Genomic DNA, 17,683 nt, shown 5'->3' on the forward strand with positions numbered 1-17,683 from the left:
GACGTGTGGTACAGTGAGAATTTTGATAACTTCAAAGATGGAGACATCGCCGGGCAAGACGAATGGAAAACGGCAATGAACCAAAAAACTTGCCAAATTGGAAGCAAGGTGAAACGCGGTGACACAGGCAAAAGCATTCTGATCACAGAGCAAACAATGGTCACCAGAAGTTTTGAAGGTACCCATGATGGCATTCAGTATGTTTCATTATTCACGCAGCGGGACAAGGGTGCAGGCACAATGCTGTTTTATATTGGTGGAGATGCCATCAAGTGGGGAGGGGCTGCTGTATTTAATATTCAGCCGGATGCCAGTATCCATGCGCTCGACGGCACTGCTGGACAACAAGTAGCGCCGGGAAAATTCGGTGAATGGCATCATTTCCGTATCGTGCTTGACTTTAAAGATAGAACTTATGACTTTTACGTTGATGACGAACAAGTCGCCGATGATTTCGGTTTTAGGGGTGAGGGTGGCAAAGGCGGCGTGAATCCGGAGCTAAGCTGGATCTTCTTCGGTTGGGACCACCCCACTGCTCTGAAGGCTTATATTGATGACATTGAAATGGGAGACGGTGCGGGCGAAACGGCTGGCCAACCTCAAGCGGTTTCCGCCTCAGACAAACTCGCGACCACTTGGGGAAGGATCAAGCGACGATTGTAGCATTTGTTCATGTGTTCAGGCAATGGTAAAGGGTAGATGGACAGTAGACTTTTTCTTGACACTATTTTTTCAAAGTGCTATACTCTAATAAAATGGTTGTCAGTCGTCGGTTATCGGTTTGGCTTTTGAAATTAGAAAATCTTTTTCTATCTCGGACGTTCTTATAGGTAACGACGGTTCCAAGAAGCTGTTAGAGAATCAGAGACCTCTTAACTGAAAACTGATAACCGATGACCGATAACTACTTGGAAAGTGAGAACTTGACGTATGGCTATCAAAAGAGGAAATTCCGAGGATGCCTTTGAGGACCAAAAGACACTTGATGTCGTTTGGTATCAACAGCAGATGCGTGCCCTTCAAGGGACAATTGACATGCTTGAAGGGGAACTCGAAAGCATGCGGCAGCAGCAGCGGGTTGTCCATGTCAAGGAGCTTGAAACGCAGCTCTATGAGACACAGCGTGAGTTGATGGCGGCGGAACGACGCAACAAGCGGTTGATGAGCACCTTGCAGGAAGCGAAGGAGAAGCTGCAAATCCTGAAGGAAAAAGTTGCTCAACTCAGCGCGCCTCCCAATAATTACGGAGTCTTCCTCGGCGCGAATCAAGATGGTACTGTCGATATTGACATCAGCGGCAGAAAATGGCGCGTCAATATCGATCCAGCACTCAAGGGTAAAACCCTTGCGGTGGGACAAGAGGTCATTGTCAATAGCGGAATGAACGTTGTTGCCATCAAAAGTGCTGAGAGACACGGGGATGTCGTGAAAATTAAAGAGCGCATTGAAGATGAACTCGCTATTGTCAGCCTCCGCACCGATGAAGAGCGCGTTGTCAGAATAGCCGAATCTCTCAAAGAGGAGCCCCTGAAAACTGGTGATAATGTACTCCTCAACCATACGACAAGCATGCTCATGGAAAAGCTTCCCAAACGGGAAGTGGAAGACTTGCTGCTTGAGGAGGTACCCGATATCGGTTACGCCGACATCGGTGGACTTGATACACAAATAGAAGCGATTCGTGACGCAATTGAGCTGCCGTACCTCTATCCGAAGGAGTACGAAGAGTTTAACCTCTCACCGCCGAAAGGCGTTCTACTGTATGGTCCCCCTGGATGTGGTAAAACCTTGATCGCCCGAGCTGTTGCAAGTAGTATAGCCGAGCGCGTACGAAAAGAGAGCGGCAATGATGAGGTTCGCGGGTATTTCATCAATATTAAGGGGCCTGAGCTTTTAAATAAATACGTCGGCGAAACCGAACGTAAGATCCGAGAAGTTTTCCAAAAAGCGCGCGATAAATCGAGAGAAGGGTTTCCTGTTATCATCTTTTTCGATGAAATGGACTCCCTCTTCCGTTCGAGAGGTATGGGAATCTCATCGGATATGGAATCGACGCTCGTGCCACAGTTTCTCTCCGAAATTGATGGCGTTGAGAACTTACGCGATGTCATTGTCATTGGCGCGAGCAATCGGCAAGATCTCCTTGACCCGGCGGTTTTGCGTCCCGGTAGGCTTGATGTTAAAATTAAAATTGATCGGCCCAACTCAGAGGGTGCTAAAGACATCTTCGCAATATATCTAACACCGGATCTTCCGTTCGCTGAAAAGGTTTGTCAACAGTTTCAGGGAGATACACAGGCGATCGCGGACCACTTCGTTGATGAAGCTGTCCGTGAGATGTACGCCACCACAGATGAAAATCGGTTTATTGAGGTGACATACGCCCGTGGCGAACGCGAAACGCTCTTTTTTAAAGATTTTGTTAGTGGCGCAATGATCGAAAACATTGTTTCACGTGCCAAGAAAGCAGCGATCAAACGCTTTATCGGTTCCGATGGAGCAGACAAAGGGATGTGTCTTGACGATCTCAAGGCAGCTATCAGGGAAGAGTATCACGAAAATGAGGATCTGCCGAACACGACGAATCCTGACGATTGGGCAAAAATTTCAGGGCGGAAGGGCGAAAAGATCGTTAATATTCGTGCCTTGACTAATGAACCCACACGCGAGAAAAAACAGGATGTCCGGGTCACCCGAGGCGGAACTTTTCTTTAATGGCGGTCAGCAGTCAGCGGAGTAGCCGTCAGCCATCAGCAAGAGCGTATCACTTTATCAGAGGCCTCTTTGCTGACTGCCGATAGCCATTCTTGCTGATGGCTAATAAAAGATGGAAATACCAATCATAATGGGAACAGAGACTGAGTACGGCATCTCAGTCAAAAATGCACGTGAGCAAGACCCGGTCGCTGCCTCTACTTTGGTAGTCAACGCTTATAAGACTTGTAGAGGAGATGTTCCGAGTACGGCTACTTCTGTCACATGGGATTACGATCAGGAAAGTCCGTTGATGGATGCCCGCGGGTTTCTCGCAGAGACAGAAACACCTATCTCCGAGGCAGACACGAGCAGTGCTGTTAATGACATCCTAATCAACGGTGGTCGTTATTACGTCGATCACGCGCACCCTGAGTATTGTACACCAGAATGCGCGAACGCACGCGATCTGCTCCTATATGAAAAAGCAGGCGAATTAATATTAGAAGTCAGTAGGCTCGCAGCGGAACGGCTACTCCTTGACAATCAAGAGATTATCATATATAAAAACAACACCGATTACAAGGGGCATAGTTACGGGGCACATGAAAACTATCTCATGTCCCGTAAAGTACCGTTTGATACTATCGTTGATGGGTTAATGCCTTTCCTTGTTACTCGGATTATTATCACGGGGAGCGGCAAAGTCGGTGCGGAGAATGGGAGCGAGGAGACGGATTATCAAATCTCTCAACGCGCGGATTTCTTTGAAAAAGAGGTCGGGCTTAGCACTATGGTGAACCGCCCGCTGATTAACACGCGTGATGAACCGCATGCTGATGACAAGCTCTATCGACGTTTACACGTTATCGTCGGTGACTCAAACATGTCTGAATTCAGCATCTATCTCAAAGCGGGCATCACTTCTATCGCGCTCCAGTTAATCGAGAAAGGTGTTATCGGAAAAAAATTCAGTTTGAAGGATCCTGTCGCGGCGATAAAGTGTATCTCGCGCGATCTCTCTTGTAAGGAAGAGATCGAACTCGCGGATGGAAAGCAGTGGTCACCGATAGAAGTGCAACGCGCGTATCTCAAGTTGGCGCAGGAACACCTCACACCTGAGGAGCGCACCCCTATCGTTGAAGATGTCCTCAAGAAATGGCAATTCGTGCTGGATAATTTAGAAATAGACCCGGGGCGGTTGAGTCGCTATCTCGACTGGATTATCAAAAAGAAGTTGCTTGATGCATACCGAAAACGACACGAATATCAGTGGGACGACGCACATGTTCGTATGCTTGATCTCCAGTATCATGATATTCGTCCCGACAAAGGACTCTATATCAGGCTACTCAAGAACGGACATGTTAAACGCTTACTCAACCATGAAGAAATTGTGCACGCAATGCACTATCCACCTGTAGACACACGTGCCTATTTTCGTGGCACCTGTTTACGGAGATTTCCAAAGCATATTTACAGTGCAAGTTGGAATTCAATGATTTTTATCGGTAAATCGGGGGGACTTGACAAAATTATGATGGATCGTCCCCACTTCGGGACACAAAAGATTGTTGGCGAACTGTTGAACAACTGTACAGCAGAGGAACTCGTTAAGAAAATTCGAGGCGATGCCTCAGGATAGTTATCAGAGGAATGGTTATCAGTTATCAGAGGAAGTAGTTATCAGTTATCAGAGGAAATAGTTATCAGTTATCGGTTATCAGTTATCAGTTAAAAGAGGGTTGGGACAATGCCAAAGGTCTCTTAACTGAAAACTGAAAGGTTTTCGTAGAAAACCGCACTCTCACTGCGAGGCAAACTGACAACTATTCCCCTGACAACTGAAAGATTTTTTTCGTAGAAAAAAATCGTACTGTTCTCACTGCGAAGCATGACAACTATTAAAGGAGAAAATCATGTCGACTGAAAAACAACAAGAACACCTCAACCGTCATGTCGATGAAACCGAAGAGATCCAACCCGATGTTGGAAATGGCGAAATGGATGAGGAGTTCGTTGAAGACTTAGACACACTTCTTGATGAAATCGATGAGATTTTGGAAGAAGATTCACAGGAATTTGTCGAGAACTATATTCAGCGGGGAGGGCAGTAGGAGTGCTTGACCTCAGTGATTATGGCACCTCCGACTTCTTCCAAATCCTCAAGCGTCGCCACCCCGAATTACTCGCGACGCTTAATTCTTCTGATGTCGCCTCAGGTGGACACGTAACGGAGTCATCATTCCGTCCTTACGAAGGCACAACCGTCCTCGCTGTCGTCTATGATGCCGGGGTTGTTATGGCAGGTGACCGACAGGCAACAGAGGGTTATCAGGTCGGCGAGCGGCGAATTCAGAAAATCTATCCAGTTGATCGGCATTCCGCAATTGCTGTTGCGGGTGCCGCCGGTCCCTGCATTGAAATGGCAAAGCTCTTTCAAGTGGAGGTTGAATTTTACGAGAAGACGGAAGGCGTGAACCTTAGTCTCGAAGGACAGGCGAACTTCCTTTCACATCTGGTACGTTCAAACCTCGGACTTGCAATGCAAGGGTTAATCGTTTTACCGCTCTTTGCCGGTTATGATCTAAAGCAGCAGCGCGGTAGGATTTTTAAATATGATGCTATCGGCGGGCGTTATGAAGAAAACGATTATTACGCAATCGGTTCCGGCGGAAAAGATGCTCGTACGACACTTAAAAAACGCTACACACCAGAGATTGACCGTCAAGATGCCTTAGCAATCGTCGCTGAAGCCATCTGGGATGCTGCCGATGAAGATATAGCAACTGGCGGGCCCGATCTTATCCGGAAAATTTTTCCAACGCTTTACACTGTTACTGAAGAAGGAGTCGCCGAAGTTCCTGAGACGACTGTTGAGGCACTCTATCGCGAGCTTATCTCGCGTCTATAGGAGAATAGTAACCAGTAACCAGTTATCAGTAGCCAGTTAAAGAGGGGATATTGTGGCGGGAACATTATCTGTTACTACCACAAGGAGACTCGTAACTGGAAACTCGTAACTGGAAACTGACAACCGATATGTCCACACCCTATTATGTTTCACCGGAGCAAATTCGCCAAGATAAAGAGGATTTCGTCAGTCGCGGCATTGCGCAGGCGAAAGAGGTTGTCGTCTTAGAATACCGAGATGGACTCCTGATGGTTGCTGAGAATCCACGTAAAACCACCTTTAAAATTTCTGAAATTTATGACCGCATCGCCCTCGCAGCAGCCGGTAGGATTGCTGAATATGAAATACTGCGTGTTGTTGGTATCCGTGAGTCTGAAATTAAAGGTTTTCGCTACTACCGTGAAGATGTTACTGCAAAATGGCTGACAAACCTCTATTCGCAGCACATGGGCGCGGTCGCGCAAGCGTGGGATGCCAAACCGCTGGAGATTGAACTCCTTGTCTGTGAATTAGGTGCCCCGGATGCGCCTGCAAACTCGGAACTCCAGAACAATCGGATTTACCATATCGCTTTTGACGGTATCTATTCGGAGGAGGAGCGGTATGCCGTTATTGGCGGGCGTGCCGCAGAGATAACCGGGATTCTGGAGCAGCGTTACACAGATGGGTTAGAGATGGCAGCAGCACTCCGGCTCGTAACAGAGACCTTTCGGACTATTGAGGCGAATGCCGGAGACGATTATGAAATAACGCCGCAAACAATAGAGGTCGCATGCCTTGAACGGACCGCTGAACGCCGAAAATTCAGACGACTCTCTACCGATGAGGTCACGACGCTTTTGGATTTTTAAAGTTCCTTGCGATTAAGTCATGTTGCTTGGAGGATTTACATGCCCCTCTGCAGAGTTGAAGAAGCACCCAAGCAAAACCTTTCCATTTCATTACAGGCTTACGTTAGCCTATAACTTCAACAGAAACCCGATTTTGACCACGGAAAAAAATCGGCGTAGAAACTTAATATTTAAAAATATGAAGCGCAGAATTTATGGATTGGAAACTGAGTTCGGAATTATCTGGACACCAGAGGTGGCGCATAGGAAGACGCTCACTGTTCAGAACGTTGTGATGTACCTCTTCCGAGAAATCGTAGCGGGACGGATGTACCCGGATGTCTTCCTCGAAAACGGGGCGCGGTTTTACCAAGACATCGGATGCCATCCAGAGTATGCAACCCCGGAATGTGACGATGTTGCCGAACTCGTCGCACACGATAAAGCAGGCGAACGGATTATCACACGGCTCGCCAGTACCGCAGAACAGCGCATGCGAAATGATGGGTTCTACGGAAAAATCTCCATTTTTAAGAACAACTTGGATACCCCCGGAAATACTTACGGATGTCACGAAAACTATCTCATGGAACGGCATGTTGATTTCCGTCAATTAGCATCGCAGCTGATCCCTTTCTTCGTCACGCGTCAGGTTTTCGCAGGTGCGGGGAAAATCAAGCCGAGCCATCGCGGCTATTATGCGATCTCACAACGTGCGGAGCATATCCGAGAGGAAATTTCTATCGGAACAACCACGGCACGCGGGATTATTAACACACGCGATGAACCCCATGCCGACCGAGAAAAATATAGACGTTTACACGTCATTGTCGGCGATTCTAATATGTCCGAATTTTCGACTTTTTTGAAGGTAGGCACCACCGGTATTATTCTCCGGATGATTGAGGACAACTTCATTCAGCAACGGTTCGCGCTCCGGAACCCTGTCAAAGCCATCCGCGAGATTTCTGACGATGTCACATGCAAACATCCAATTGAACTCCAAAACGGGAAACGGCTCTCCGCAGTCGAACTGCAGTGGCAATACCTCGAATGTGCAAAGCGTTACCTTGAGCAAGCCGAATCCGATGCGACGACAACGCAAATTATGGCGCGCTGGGAGTATGTCCTCACCTGCTTGGAAAGTGATCCGATGCAGTTGGACCGGGAATTGGATTGGGTCATTAAGTGGAAATGGCTCCAAACCTACCTCACCAAACGCGGATTTGAATGGGACGCGCCAGAAGTGAAACACCTTGATTTGAAATACCACAATGTGCGACAGGAGGAAAGTCTTTACTATACCCTTGAAAATCGAGCCGAGGTCGAGCGTATCGTTGAAAATGAGCAGATTCGACATGCTGAGCACTTTCCGCCCGAACGGACCCGCGCCAAGTTTCGCGGTAAATTCATCAAGAAAGTCAATGAAGGGAAGATCTTATGCGGGGTCAATTGGAGTTATATCCAACTTTATGAACCCTACCAGATCCTTTATCTCTCGACGGATCCATTTAAACCAGAATTTGACGAAGCAAGTCGCACTATTTATTCAATTTAAATAGTTAACAGTCGTCAGTTAACAGTCGTCAGTTAAAGAGGGTGTCTTCAATTGGGGAATCCTCTTTTGAATCTATAACGATAAAAGCAGATGAGAGTTTATCAAAAACCTCTTGTGACTGATAACTGATGACTGAAAACTGATAACTATAACACAGGAGGCTTTTGATGCCACAACCAAAGTATGTTTACTTCTTTGGAGGCGGTGAAAGCGATGGGAACGCCACAATGCGGACATTGCTTGGCGGAAAAGGGGCAAATCTCGCGGAGATGAGCAATCTCGGTGTGCCTGTCCCACCCGGGTTCACTATCTCCACGGAGGTTTGCAAATTATATTACGAAAATGACAAACGGTACCCCACGGGACTTGACAGGCAAATTGATGAGAATCTCGTGAAGTTAGAAGAGACGCTCGGCGCAAAGTTCGGTGATACCGAAAATCCACTCCTTCTCTCTGTCCGTTCTGGTGCTGCAGTCTCAATGCCGGGTATGATGGACACGATTCTCAACCTTGGCTTAAATGATGATGCCGTTAAGGGGCTTATTGCCAGATCTGAAAACGAACGTTTCGCTTACGATTCGTACCGACGCTTCATCCAGATGTTCGGGAACGTTGTACTTAACGTTGATCACGATGAGTTTGAACACTTACTCGAAGAAAAGAAAAAGGCGAAAGGTGTTGAATTAGATACGCAATTAGATGCCGCTGATTTAGTCGAACTCGTCCGCGAATTCAAGAACGCTGTCAAGCGGCACACAGGCAGCGATTTCCCTGATGAACCCCGGATGCAATTAGACATGGCACGTGATGCGGTTTTTGAGTCCTCTGGGAACCCGCGCGCCATTACTTATCGGCGTCTCAACGATATTTCCGAAGAACTCGGACGCACGGCTGTCAATGTCCAAGCAATGGTGTTCGGAAATATGGGCGGCACCTCCGGCTCAGGCGTTGCCTTCACTCGTAATCCTTCAACCGGCGCGAACCAATTTTATGGCGAATTCCTCATTAACGCGCAGGGCGAAGACGTAGTCGCTGGCATCCGAACGCCGCTGCCGGTCATCGAATTGAGAAATATCTTGCCCGATGCCTATGATGAATTGGTTGATATCGGTTTAAGGCTTGAGAAGCACTATCGCGACATGCAAGACGTAGAGTTTACGATTCAGGATAGCAAACTCTACATGCTCCAGACCCGTAACGGGAAACGCACCGGTCAAGCGGCTGTCCGCATCGCCGTTGAGATGGTTGAAGAGGGCTTGATTGATAAGCAGACGGCTTTGACGCGCGTCCCCGCGAACGACTTGGACCAATTATTACATCCAAGCGTTGATCCGGCTGCCTCCGTTGAGGTTATCGCGCAAGGCTTGCCTGCTTCTCCAGGTGCCGCTGTCGGTAAAGTGGTCTTCACAGCGCTCCACGCCGAGGAACTCGCCGCTGCTGGCGAGAAAGTCATCCTCGTCCGTACCGAAACATCGCCAGAAGACATCGGCGGTATGGATGCCGCGGAGGGTATCCTCACAGCGCGTGGGGGTATGACGAGCCACGCCGCTGTCGTCGCACGCGGCATGGGAAAATGCTGTGTCGCCGGTTGTTCTGCGTTATTTATCAATGAAGAAGCATTGGAGTTTTACGCCGAAGGAAAACGCTACACTGAAGGCGATTTCATCACGCTCAACGGCTCCACAGGTGATGTCCTTGATGGACAGGTTGCACTCATCCAACCTGAACTTAGTGGGCAATTCGGAACGCTCATGGAGTGGGCGGACGAAGTCCGTTCATTGGACGTTCGCACGAATGCCGATACACCCGAAGATGCCAAAAATGCAAGACAATTTGGCGCGGAAGGGATCGGACTCTGCCGAACCGAGCACATGTTCTTCGGCACAGGGATTGACGCAGTTCGTGAAATGATCCTCGCCGATGAGACCGCCGAACGCGAAGCCGCATTGGCGAAACTGCTCCCGCATCAACGTTCAGATTTCATCGGAATCTTTGAGGCGATGGCTGGTTATCCTGTTACGATCCGTACCCTTGATCCGCCGCTTCACGAGTTCTTACCAAAGAATGAAGCCGAAATCCAAGAACTCGCAGATCGGATCGGTATTGAGCCACGAAAGCTCAGTGAGCGTGTTGAGGAATTGCACGAATTCAATCCGATGCTCGGACATCGTGGATGTAGACTCGGTATCGTCTACCCAGAGATCACTGAGATGCAGGCGCGGGCGATCTTTGAAGCCGCTGTTGATGTTGTTAAACGTGGTATCACTGTACTCCCTGAGATTATGATTCCACTTGTCGGGCATATCAACGAATTCTCGCTACAGCGCAAAGTCGTCGTTGACACCGCCGAAGCCGTTTTTAAAGAGACTGGCACCCGCGTTGCGTACCTTGTCGGAACGATGATTGAGCTGCCCCGTGCAGCACTCACCGCTGACAAAATCGCAGCCGAAGCCGAATTCTTCTCTTACGGCACCAACGACCTCACGCAGACGACGTTCGGGATGAGCCGCGACGATGCAGTAAAATTCCTTGATGATTACGTCAAAGAGGGTGTGCTTGAATACGATCCGTTCCAAGTCTTGGACCAGGAAGGTGTCGGCAGCCTCTTACAAATCGGTTCGGAAAAGGGGCGCTCAGTGCGTCCTGATCTGAAGGTCGGTATCTGTGGTGAGCACGGCGGCGAACCGAGTTCCGTGAAATTCTGCTACGGCTTGGACTTTAATTACGTATCGTGTTCCCCGTTCCGTGTGCCGATCGCGCGTCTCGCTGCAGCACAGGCGGTCATTGAAGCAGAAGATTAGTCTGGTAATAGTTAACAGTTATCAGTTACAGAAGTTAACAGTTAACAGTACGCTGCGCTTTCAGTTAACAGTTACAAGAGGTTTAGGATTATCCTAAACCCGTACTGAAAACTGAGTGCTGTTAACTGTTAACTTCCTAACGAGGTGAAAACATGAACGCACAAGAATTTGGCGCACCCCCTCCGGACGGAAACTCCAATGCCCTACTCTCGCAAGAAGGGCTCCCTCTTAAACCTATCAAGATGACGTTAGAGGAGTTCCTTGAAAGTAGCTTAGAGACATGCGAGTACATTGGAAGCGAATTAGTCCCGATACTGCCTAACTCATTGGAACATGGTGGGATTAGGACGAATTTGCTTTTGCGGTTAGGTTCATACGTACGTGAAAATCAATTGGGAAGTGTCTATGCGCCGTTCACAGGATTTCGCGTCGGCTCACATATTCTGGTGCCGGATATAGCCTTCATTTCGACAGATAAACTCCCCACTGATAGGAGTGAAATTTTCCCAATCCCACCGGACCTTGCTGTTGAGGTGGTTTCTCCAACAGATGTGTTACACCGAGTTGAGGAAAAAGTATTTGCCTATCTTGAGGCAGGGACGCAATTGGTATGGGTAATTAAACCGCGATCCAAAACTGTAACAATCTATCGTTCGGAGACAGACATCACGCTCCTCACGCGAAATGACACCCTCACCGGTGAGAATGTCGTTGAAGGATTTACTTGTCAGGTAGCAGAACTTTTTGAATAGTGCAAGGTAGCAGGCACAGTCCCTGTGCCGTCAGCATTGGAAAGGACAACATAATATATGCTAATCGCAGATGTAAATGAAATTGAAGGGCGCACCTATCCTGCCCGTAGACGCACCAAAAATCTTGTCGGCGGTGCTTCCCCGATCCAGATAAATGAATTCTGTATGGGGTTTGTCGTCTTAGAACCCAACGGTGGTCAAGTGCCGTGGCACAACCACGAACAGGAAGAGATCTACTTCATCGTTGAAGGCGAAGGCGAAATGTGTCTCGGTGAGGAGCGGCAAACCCTCTCGGCGGGGCAGACGGTTTTTATTCCGTCATGGGTCTTCCATCAACTAACGAACACGGGCGACACACCGATGCACATGGTCTATTGTTATGGTCCCGCAGGTGATGTGGCGCATTGGAAACAAGAACTCGCTGGCACACTTCCGAAAGCCGGTGTTGACGCACCACCACTCCCAGAAGGCGCAGCCTCCCAATGTACTGACAAACCTTAGACATATTTATCCCTTTCGCGTAGAACGGGCATAGAATCAGGAAGCAGAATCAATTAACTATGCGTAACGCATACCCGAGAGAAGTGGAAATCTATCGTTCTCGGAATGGTCGAGAACCTTTCACAGAATGGTTGAACGCAATCCGAGATCAGAAAACACAAAGACGCATTCGGACCCGGCTTGCAGCTCTTAAATTAGGCAATTTCGGAGATTACAAATCTGTGGGTGAAGGGGTCTTTGAGTTGCGTTTTCACTTCGGGGTAGGTTATCGAGTTTATTTTCGTGAAGTGGGTAACACCGTTGTTTTTCTGCTCTGTGGAGGCGATAAATCATCACAGGCGCGCCACATTGAACGTGCAAAAGCCTATTGGTTGGCGTACAAGGAGACGCACCTATGAGAAAAATGAGAACGTACCGCGAGTACCTTATTGATATATTCACCGATCGCGATGAAGCAATTGGGCACCTCCAAGTGGCACTTGAAGATTACCAAACTCACGGGAATACAGACATATTTCTGTTCTTGCTTGAAACCGTCGTAGAAGCTCAAGGCGGGATTACTGAACTCGCAAAGCAAACTGATACGAAGCCACACGTGCTTTCGGACGCGCTCACCAGTGACGATGTACCGCTGATTGACAGACTCGGAACGATTCTTAAAGCCCTCGGATACCGGCTTTCAATCGAACCGTTAGAAGTGGAAAGCCTCAATCTTGAAACTGCTACCACGGGGGGACAAGCTGCAACAGCACCGCTGTCAGAAAATCAAGGCACATCACGACAAGCAGGTAAATAATAGGAGATACATGACCCATCAGACTCAAAAAACGCATCGCGTCGGTATCATCATGAACGGCGTCACCGGCAGAATGGGAACCAACCAACACCTCATCCGCTCCATCTTGGCAATCGCAGAGGAGGGTGGCATCCCGATCGGCGATGGTGAAGTTATCATGCCCGACCCGTTTCTCGTCGGTAGAAACCCGGCGAAATTGGAGAAACTCTCCGAAACCACCGGCGTTGAGAAATGGACAACAGACCTCGACGCTGCCCTCGCCGATGACGCTTACAGCGTCTATTTTGACGCACAGGTTACGTCACGCCGCGTCGATGCAGTCGAAGCCGCAATCGCAGCAGGCAAACACATCTATTGTGAGAAACCGACCGCGACTACCACTGCGGATGCATATCGTCTCTATGAACAGGCGGCAAAGGCAGGACTCAAAAACGGTGTCGTTCAGGATAAACTCTGGTTACCCGGTATCCAGAAACTCAAACGCTTGATAGATGCTGACTTTTTCGGACAGATTATCGCTGTCCGCGGTGAGTTCGGTTACTGGGTCTTCCAAGGCGATGCGATTCCGACCCAACGTCCTTCGTGGAACTACCGAACCGAAGATGGTGGCGGCATTATTCTTGATATGTTTAGCCACTGGCGATACGTCATTGACAACCTTTTCGGCGCAGTTAAAGGGGTTTCTTGCATCGCTGCCACACATCTCCCACAGCGCTGGGACGAAGAAGGCGAACCCTATCGCTGCACGGCTGAAGACGCTGCCTATGCGACATTTGAATTGGAGAACGGGATCATCGCCCATTTTAATTCATCTTGGGCAGTCAGAGTCCGCCGCGACGATCTACTAACGATACAAGTAGACGGCTTGAACGGTTCCGCTGTTGTTGGCTTGAGAGATTGTTGGATTCAACCGCTCTCTGGCACACCACGTCCTGTCTGGAACCCCGACATCGAACAACCCATCAAATTCTTTGACGGCTGGCTCAAGGTCCCAGAGCAAGAGACGTACGAGAACGCATTTAGGGCGCAGTGGGAGTTGTTCCTCCGACATCTCGTCGCTGATGAACCGTTCCCGTGGACGCTGCTTGCTGGCGCGAGAGGTGTACAATTGGCGGATAAAGGCATGGAATCGTGGCAGACGCGTAAGTGGGTAGAATTACCGGAGTTAGCAGCACTATAGAGGCATTCATCGAAAAATACGGATATGGCTAAGTTCCGGCGCAGTTGCAAACTGCGCCTACTTTTTTTAGAAGCGAAGCGTTGCTTAAATTGACACCCATGGGGCGGTTTGATGAAGATTAATTTATTCATTCGGTAATTTATTGGCGAAGTCCGGTGCGGTTAGGAAACCGCCCCTACCGGGCCTGGGAAAATGTAGAATTACCCAAATATTTTATTATACTAAAGTTTGGACAATTCTCGTCTGATGGTCTGCGTTTTCAAAGGTCTGTCTATTTTTTGTGAGTTTCCGCCATTCACGGCACTCCGAGAAAAAACAGACGCTTTCCTGCGGATTGGGTAACCCAACCCCTACGCCTCTGTGTTCTTGGTAGGGGGCGGTTCTTCCGCCCCGCTGTAAAATTGTCCAAAGCTTAGTATAAAATTCGTCTGCGGTGGGGAAAGTGTCTGAAAAACTGTGTTAAAACGCTCAAAGATCCGTTAGTAGCAGCTTTGGTTATCATATAATTCGTAGTTGGATAAGACTTTATTATTTTTTTCTTTGACAAGCAAAAAAAAATAGCGTATCATAACCTGTGATTTACACAGCAGCGATTTTTAGCAGAGCAGATTTTAGTTGTTGATTGAGATATTCAGACAGGCATCCGTGCTTGATTTGATAAGCGTTGGTTTCCCTGTTCCATAAGTTTTACCCAAGCCAAAAACGCATTGGGTGCTCCAAGGGGTGTTCAAACTGTCCAAAGTTGAAGACCATGCAAAGCGAACACATCAATATCAACATCACCAAACCGATTTTACGGGAACATCGAGTCTATGGTATAAGCGTTAATACTGCGCGTCGTTTCTCTGTATGTTCGTTGATTTTGTGTGTTATTAACGCAGAGTTAACATATCTGTCTGCAAGATTAACGTTCCCCCTCCCCCGATTAACAATAGATAAGTTTTACGTTTCACAAGATGGTATAGCCTTCACGGTAGTTCTATCTTTGTCATGCTTGTGTAATAATACTGCATGCGTTTGCGAGCGTAAAATAACCTTATTAGGAATTAACTGACGGTGGTTCATTAATCATGGCGTTTTTGTACCGTAAACTGTTAGTTTGCGGGCAACCAAAGGCGATCTAATAGGTTGTACGGCAGAAGGCGTACGAGGTGAGGCGTTATGGAAATTAAAAAATTTTATCCGTTTTTTATTTTCGTATGGATAAACGTTGTGTTCATAATACACGGCGCGGCAGAGAACACCGCCGATGATACGACAGCGACAGATTATTTCGAGCAGATTACGCTATTTTCGGGAGGCAGAATCACGCGCTTTACACAGATGCCGATTCGCGTGCATATTTCACCGACCCTCAAAGCACACCCGTATCTAAACGAGATACGCTACGCAATGCGCACTTGGGAAACCGTTACTGACGGAAAAATCCGGTTCCAAGAAACCGAAACCTTGGCGCAAGCAGGCATCCGCGTTACCTCAACCTATACCGGTAGCCTGAGTTTCCTGGATACGCGACTCGGTAGCGCGGAGTTAACGCGACTTGAGCAAGGTAGACCCACGGTCTCTGGTGCTGATGTCCAAGCCGAAAAGAACAACGTCAATCAACCCACAAACGCCGCAGCCAATTTCAGAGTAGAAGTGATCCTTGTCTTAGAGAGTGATGGCACCACCGGCGAACTCTCAGAAGAAAAGATGCGCACTGTGTGCCTCCATGAATTTGGACATGCCATCGGGTTATGGGGACACAGTCCAAGTGCCGATGATGTCTGCCATGCGATGGCAACCGGGCAACACCCAACACAGCGCGATATCAATACACTCTTGAAGCTTTATAACACACCGCTCCACACCTCGCAGCACGACATTGCCATTGACCTCCTGAAAAAAGCGATCCAGACGAATCCGAGGCTCGCGCGTCCGCACTATCTCTTGGGGGCAGTCTACTTCGACAAAGGCGATATGGCATCGGCGATCCCTAATTTTCAGAACTGCCTCGAGGTTGACCCGAACTATGAACCGGCGCGGCAGAAACTGATTCAAGCGTACCAAAAAACAGGACAATCAAATCAAGCACTCCGTCAGGTTGAACAGCGCGTGAAAAGTCAGCAGGGGCACCGTTCCTTCCGTGAAAATGCTGATTCCTATAACCGCCTCGGTACGCTCTATTACCGACAAGGCGATATGGACAAGGCGATAGAGGCATTCGAGAAGGCACTTAAACGCTCACCGCACCATAAAACTGCGAAACAGAACCTCAATCAACTCTACCGTCAAAAAGCGTTCAACGCTTTGAAACGCCGTGCTTTTGACGAAGCGACGACATATTTTCAGAAAGCCATCCGTCTTGATCCGGAGGACGCTACCACCTATCGCGTCATGGGAGACGGATATGCACTCGCCTCCGAGTTTTCCCAAGGGATTGCATATTATCAAAAGGCACTTGAGCTCGCCCCGGACGATGCTGAGACGCAGAAGAACCTCGCACTCACTTATACGAACCACGGTGTGGTGCTTAGAAACAGAGGCGAATGGGATGCCGCGATTCGCGCCTATCGCGACGCTTTGGCATTGCAACCGACCTATCAAATCGCCAAGGCAAACTTAATTGACGCGCTCTCACAAAAGGCGAACGCACGTCGGCAAGCCGGACGCACCGATGCGGCAATCGAGACCTACCTCGAATTGCAAAAACTGCAACCAGATGATACAACTATCGCCAGTCTGCTCGGTGAATTATACCTTCTTAAGGGGGGTGATTATCCGGCAGCGATAGCGGCGTTTCATAAGGTTTACACGACACAACCCGCCGACAAACAGGCGAAACAGAACCTCATCGCTGCGTATCAGCAATACGCAAAAACTTTGCGGAACCGAAGAGAGTACGCTGCCGCACTCGAACAACTCCAGAAAGCAGCAGCACTCTTTCCAGATGACATCAATCTCCGTGTGAATCTATCGCAAGCGTATCAACATGTCGGCAAATATGAACAGGCGAGTGCTGAATTAGAATGGATTTTAGCGCGGTCGCCGAATCACAAAAACGCGAAGATAGAACTCGTGAACCTCCAGGTCCGGCGTGGAAATACCTTGATGAACCAGAAGAAATACGCAGCAGCCCTCGCCGTCTTTGAAGCAATTCCGGGAGCTGAAAAAACTTTAGATATGCACAACATGATCGGCTATCTCTATCTCGTGCAGGATGAGCATCTTAAAGCGTTAGCGACTTTTGAGACCGTCCTTGCGAAACGTCCGAAGAATGCTGTCGCATATCAAAATCTGCTCTCGCTGGAATCTCAACTTGATGTGATGTTGAGTAAAGCGAGAGCCGCAGCCTCGCCAACACCCGGCACCGGCGAGGCTGCTCCAAACCGCGACACCACTGACCCGATTGCTGAGAAGTTGGCGCGCGTGCAATGTGCGCTCATCCGGTGTTTAATGAACCGGAAAGCACCGAAAAATGCGATGGAGAAATACCAACAGGCGTTAGGCGTGAAACCCTACGCGCCAAAATCGAGAGACCTACTTATCGAGACCGGTAAACAACTCGCCAATTGGTTTCAGAAGCGAAACGACATTGACAGTTATGAAGCGATTGTGCGTTGGGCGACGGAGTTGGATAGCAATTTTAAAGAATCGCTGGAGCCTTAACACTGACAA

At 48.6% G+C, this 17,683-nt stretch carries 14 protein-coding genes; all 14 read left to right on the top strand.

Annotated elements, in window-relative coordinates:
- The coding region (locus OXH00_16960; protein MCY3742706.1) for a hypothetical protein at positions 1–663 on the top strand (663 nt) is incomplete at its 5' end.
- Between the two features lie 267 nt (positions 664–930).
- Positions 931–2,715, top strand: a complete 1,785-nt coding sequence (gene arc, locus OXH00_16965) for a proteasome ATPase (GenBank protein ID MCY3742707.1) — start codon at positions 931–933, stop codon at positions 2,713–2,715.
- A 130-nt stretch (positions 2,716–2,845) separates the two neighbouring features.
- Positions 2,846–4,339, top strand: coding sequence for a depupylase/deamidase Dop (dop, locus tag OXH00_16970; GenBank protein ID MCY3742708.1), 1,494 nt, complete (start codon positions 2,846–2,848; stop codon positions 4,337–4,339).
- A gap of 274 nt (positions 4,340–4,613) precedes the next feature.
- Complete coding sequence (locus tag OXH00_16975; protein ID MCY3742709.1) at positions 4,614–4,811, top strand: ubiquitin-like protein Pup; 198 nt, start codon at positions 4,614–4,616, stop codon at positions 4,809–4,811.
- Between the two features lie 2 nt (positions 4,812–4,813).
- A complete protein-coding gene (gene prcB / locus OXH00_16980) occupies positions 4,814–5,608 on the top strand; it encodes a proteasome subunit beta (protein ID MCY3742710.1) in 795 nt (264 codons plus the stop codon).
- Positions 5,609–5,736: 128 nt separating this feature from the next.
- The gene (prcA, locus tag OXH00_16985) at positions 5,737–6,459 is read left to right on the top strand and encodes a proteasome subunit alpha (GenBank protein ID MCY3742711.1); all 723 of its coding nucleotides are present in this window, start codon (positions 5,737–5,739) and stop codon (positions 6,457–6,459) included.
- A gap of 199 nt (positions 6,460–6,658) precedes the next feature.
- Positions 6,659–7,996: a proteasome accessory factor PafA2 family protein gene (locus OXH00_16990; protein ID MCY3742712.1), complete on the top strand. Its 1,338-nt coding sequence runs from the start codon at positions 6,659–6,661 to the stop codon at positions 7,994–7,996.
- A 167-nt stretch (positions 7,997–8,163) separates the two neighbouring features.
- Positions 8,164–10,797, top strand: a complete 2,634-nt coding sequence (gene ppdK, locus OXH00_16995) for a pyruvate, phosphate dikinase (protein ID MCY3742713.1) — start codon at positions 8,164–8,166, stop codon at positions 10,795–10,797.
- Between the two features lie 152 nt (positions 10,798–10,949).
- Entirely contained in the window at positions 10,950–11,549 is a 600-nt protein-coding gene (locus OXH00_17000) for a Uma2 family endonuclease (GenBank protein ID MCY3742714.1), read from the top strand.
- A 57-nt stretch (positions 11,550–11,606) separates the two neighbouring features.
- Complete coding sequence (locus OXH00_17005; protein ID MCY3742715.1) at positions 11,607–12,050, top strand: cupin domain-containing protein; 444 nt, start codon at positions 11,607–11,609, stop codon at positions 12,048–12,050.
- 59 nt (positions 12,051–12,109) lie between these two features.
- Entirely contained in the window at positions 12,110–12,448 is a 339-nt protein-coding gene (locus OXH00_17010) for a type II toxin-antitoxin system RelE/ParE family toxin (GenBank protein MCY3742716.1), read from the top strand.
- Positions 12,445–12,846, top strand: coding sequence for a hypothetical protein (locus OXH00_17015; protein MCY3742717.1), 402 nt, complete (start codon positions 12,445–12,447; stop codon positions 12,844–12,846). The genes OXH00_17010 and OXH00_17015 overlap by 4 nt, the downstream gene beginning before the upstream one ends.
- Before the next feature lie 10 nt (positions 12,847–12,856).
- The gene (locus OXH00_17020; GenBank protein ID MCY3742718.1) at positions 12,857–14,026 is read left to right on the top strand and encodes a Gfo/Idh/MocA family oxidoreductase; all 1,170 of its coding nucleotides are present in this window, start codon (positions 12,857–12,859) and stop codon (positions 14,024–14,026) included.
- 1,161 nt (positions 14,027–15,187) lie between these two features.
- Complete coding sequence (locus tag OXH00_17025; protein MCY3742719.1) at positions 15,188–17,674, top strand: tetratricopeptide repeat protein; 2,487 nt, start codon at positions 15,188–15,190, stop codon at positions 17,672–17,674.
- Positions 17,675–17,683: the final 9 nt, after the last annotated feature.

The sequence above is a fragment of the Candidatus Poribacteria bacterium genome, assembly GCA_026706025.1.
Taxonomy (GTDB): Bacteria; Poribacteria; WGA-4E; order WGA-4E; family WGA-3G; genus WGA-3G.

Excerpts from the sequence above, each read along its gene's own strand:
- OXH00_17005 (MCY3742715.1), top strand. The coding sequence starts at position 11,607 with ATGCTAATCGCAGATGTAAATGAAATTGAAGGGCGCACCTATCCTGCC.
- dop (MCY3742708.1), top strand. The coding sequence starts at position 2,846 with ATGGGAACAGAGACTGAGTACGGCATCTCAGTCAAAAATGCACGTGAG.
- OXH00_16975 (MCY3742709.1), top strand. The coding sequence starts at position 4,614 with ATGTCGACTGAAAAACAACAAGAACACCTCAACCGTCATGTCGATGAA.
- prcA (MCY3742711.1), top strand. The coding sequence starts at position 5,737 with ATGTCCACACCCTATTATGTTTCACCGGAGCAAATTCGCCAAGATAAA.
- OXH00_17010 (MCY3742716.1), top strand. The coding sequence starts at position 12,110 with ATGCGTAACGCATACCCGAGAGAAGTGGAAATCTATCGTTCTCGGAAT.
- OXH00_17000 (MCY3742714.1), top strand. The coding sequence starts at position 10,950 with ATGAACGCACAAGAATTTGGCGCACCCCCTCCGGACGGAAACTCCAAT.
- ppdK (MCY3742713.1), top strand. The coding sequence starts at position 8,164 with ATGCCACAACCAAAGTATGTTTACTTCTTTGGAGGCGGTGAAAGCGAT.
- OXH00_17015 (MCY3742717.1), top strand. The coding sequence starts at position 12,445 with ATGAGAAAAATGAGAACGTACCGCGAGTACCTTATTGATATATTCACC.
- OXH00_17025 (MCY3742719.1), top strand. The coding sequence starts at position 15,188 with ATGGAAATTAAAAAATTTTATCCGTTTTTTATTTTCGTATGGATAAAC.
- arc (MCY3742707.1), top strand. The coding sequence starts at position 931 with ATGGCTATCAAAAGAGGAAATTCCGAGGATGCCTTTGAGGACCAAAAG.
- OXH00_17020 (MCY3742718.1), top strand. The coding sequence starts at position 12,857 with ATGACCCATCAGACTCAAAAAACGCATCGCGTCGGTATCATCATGAAC.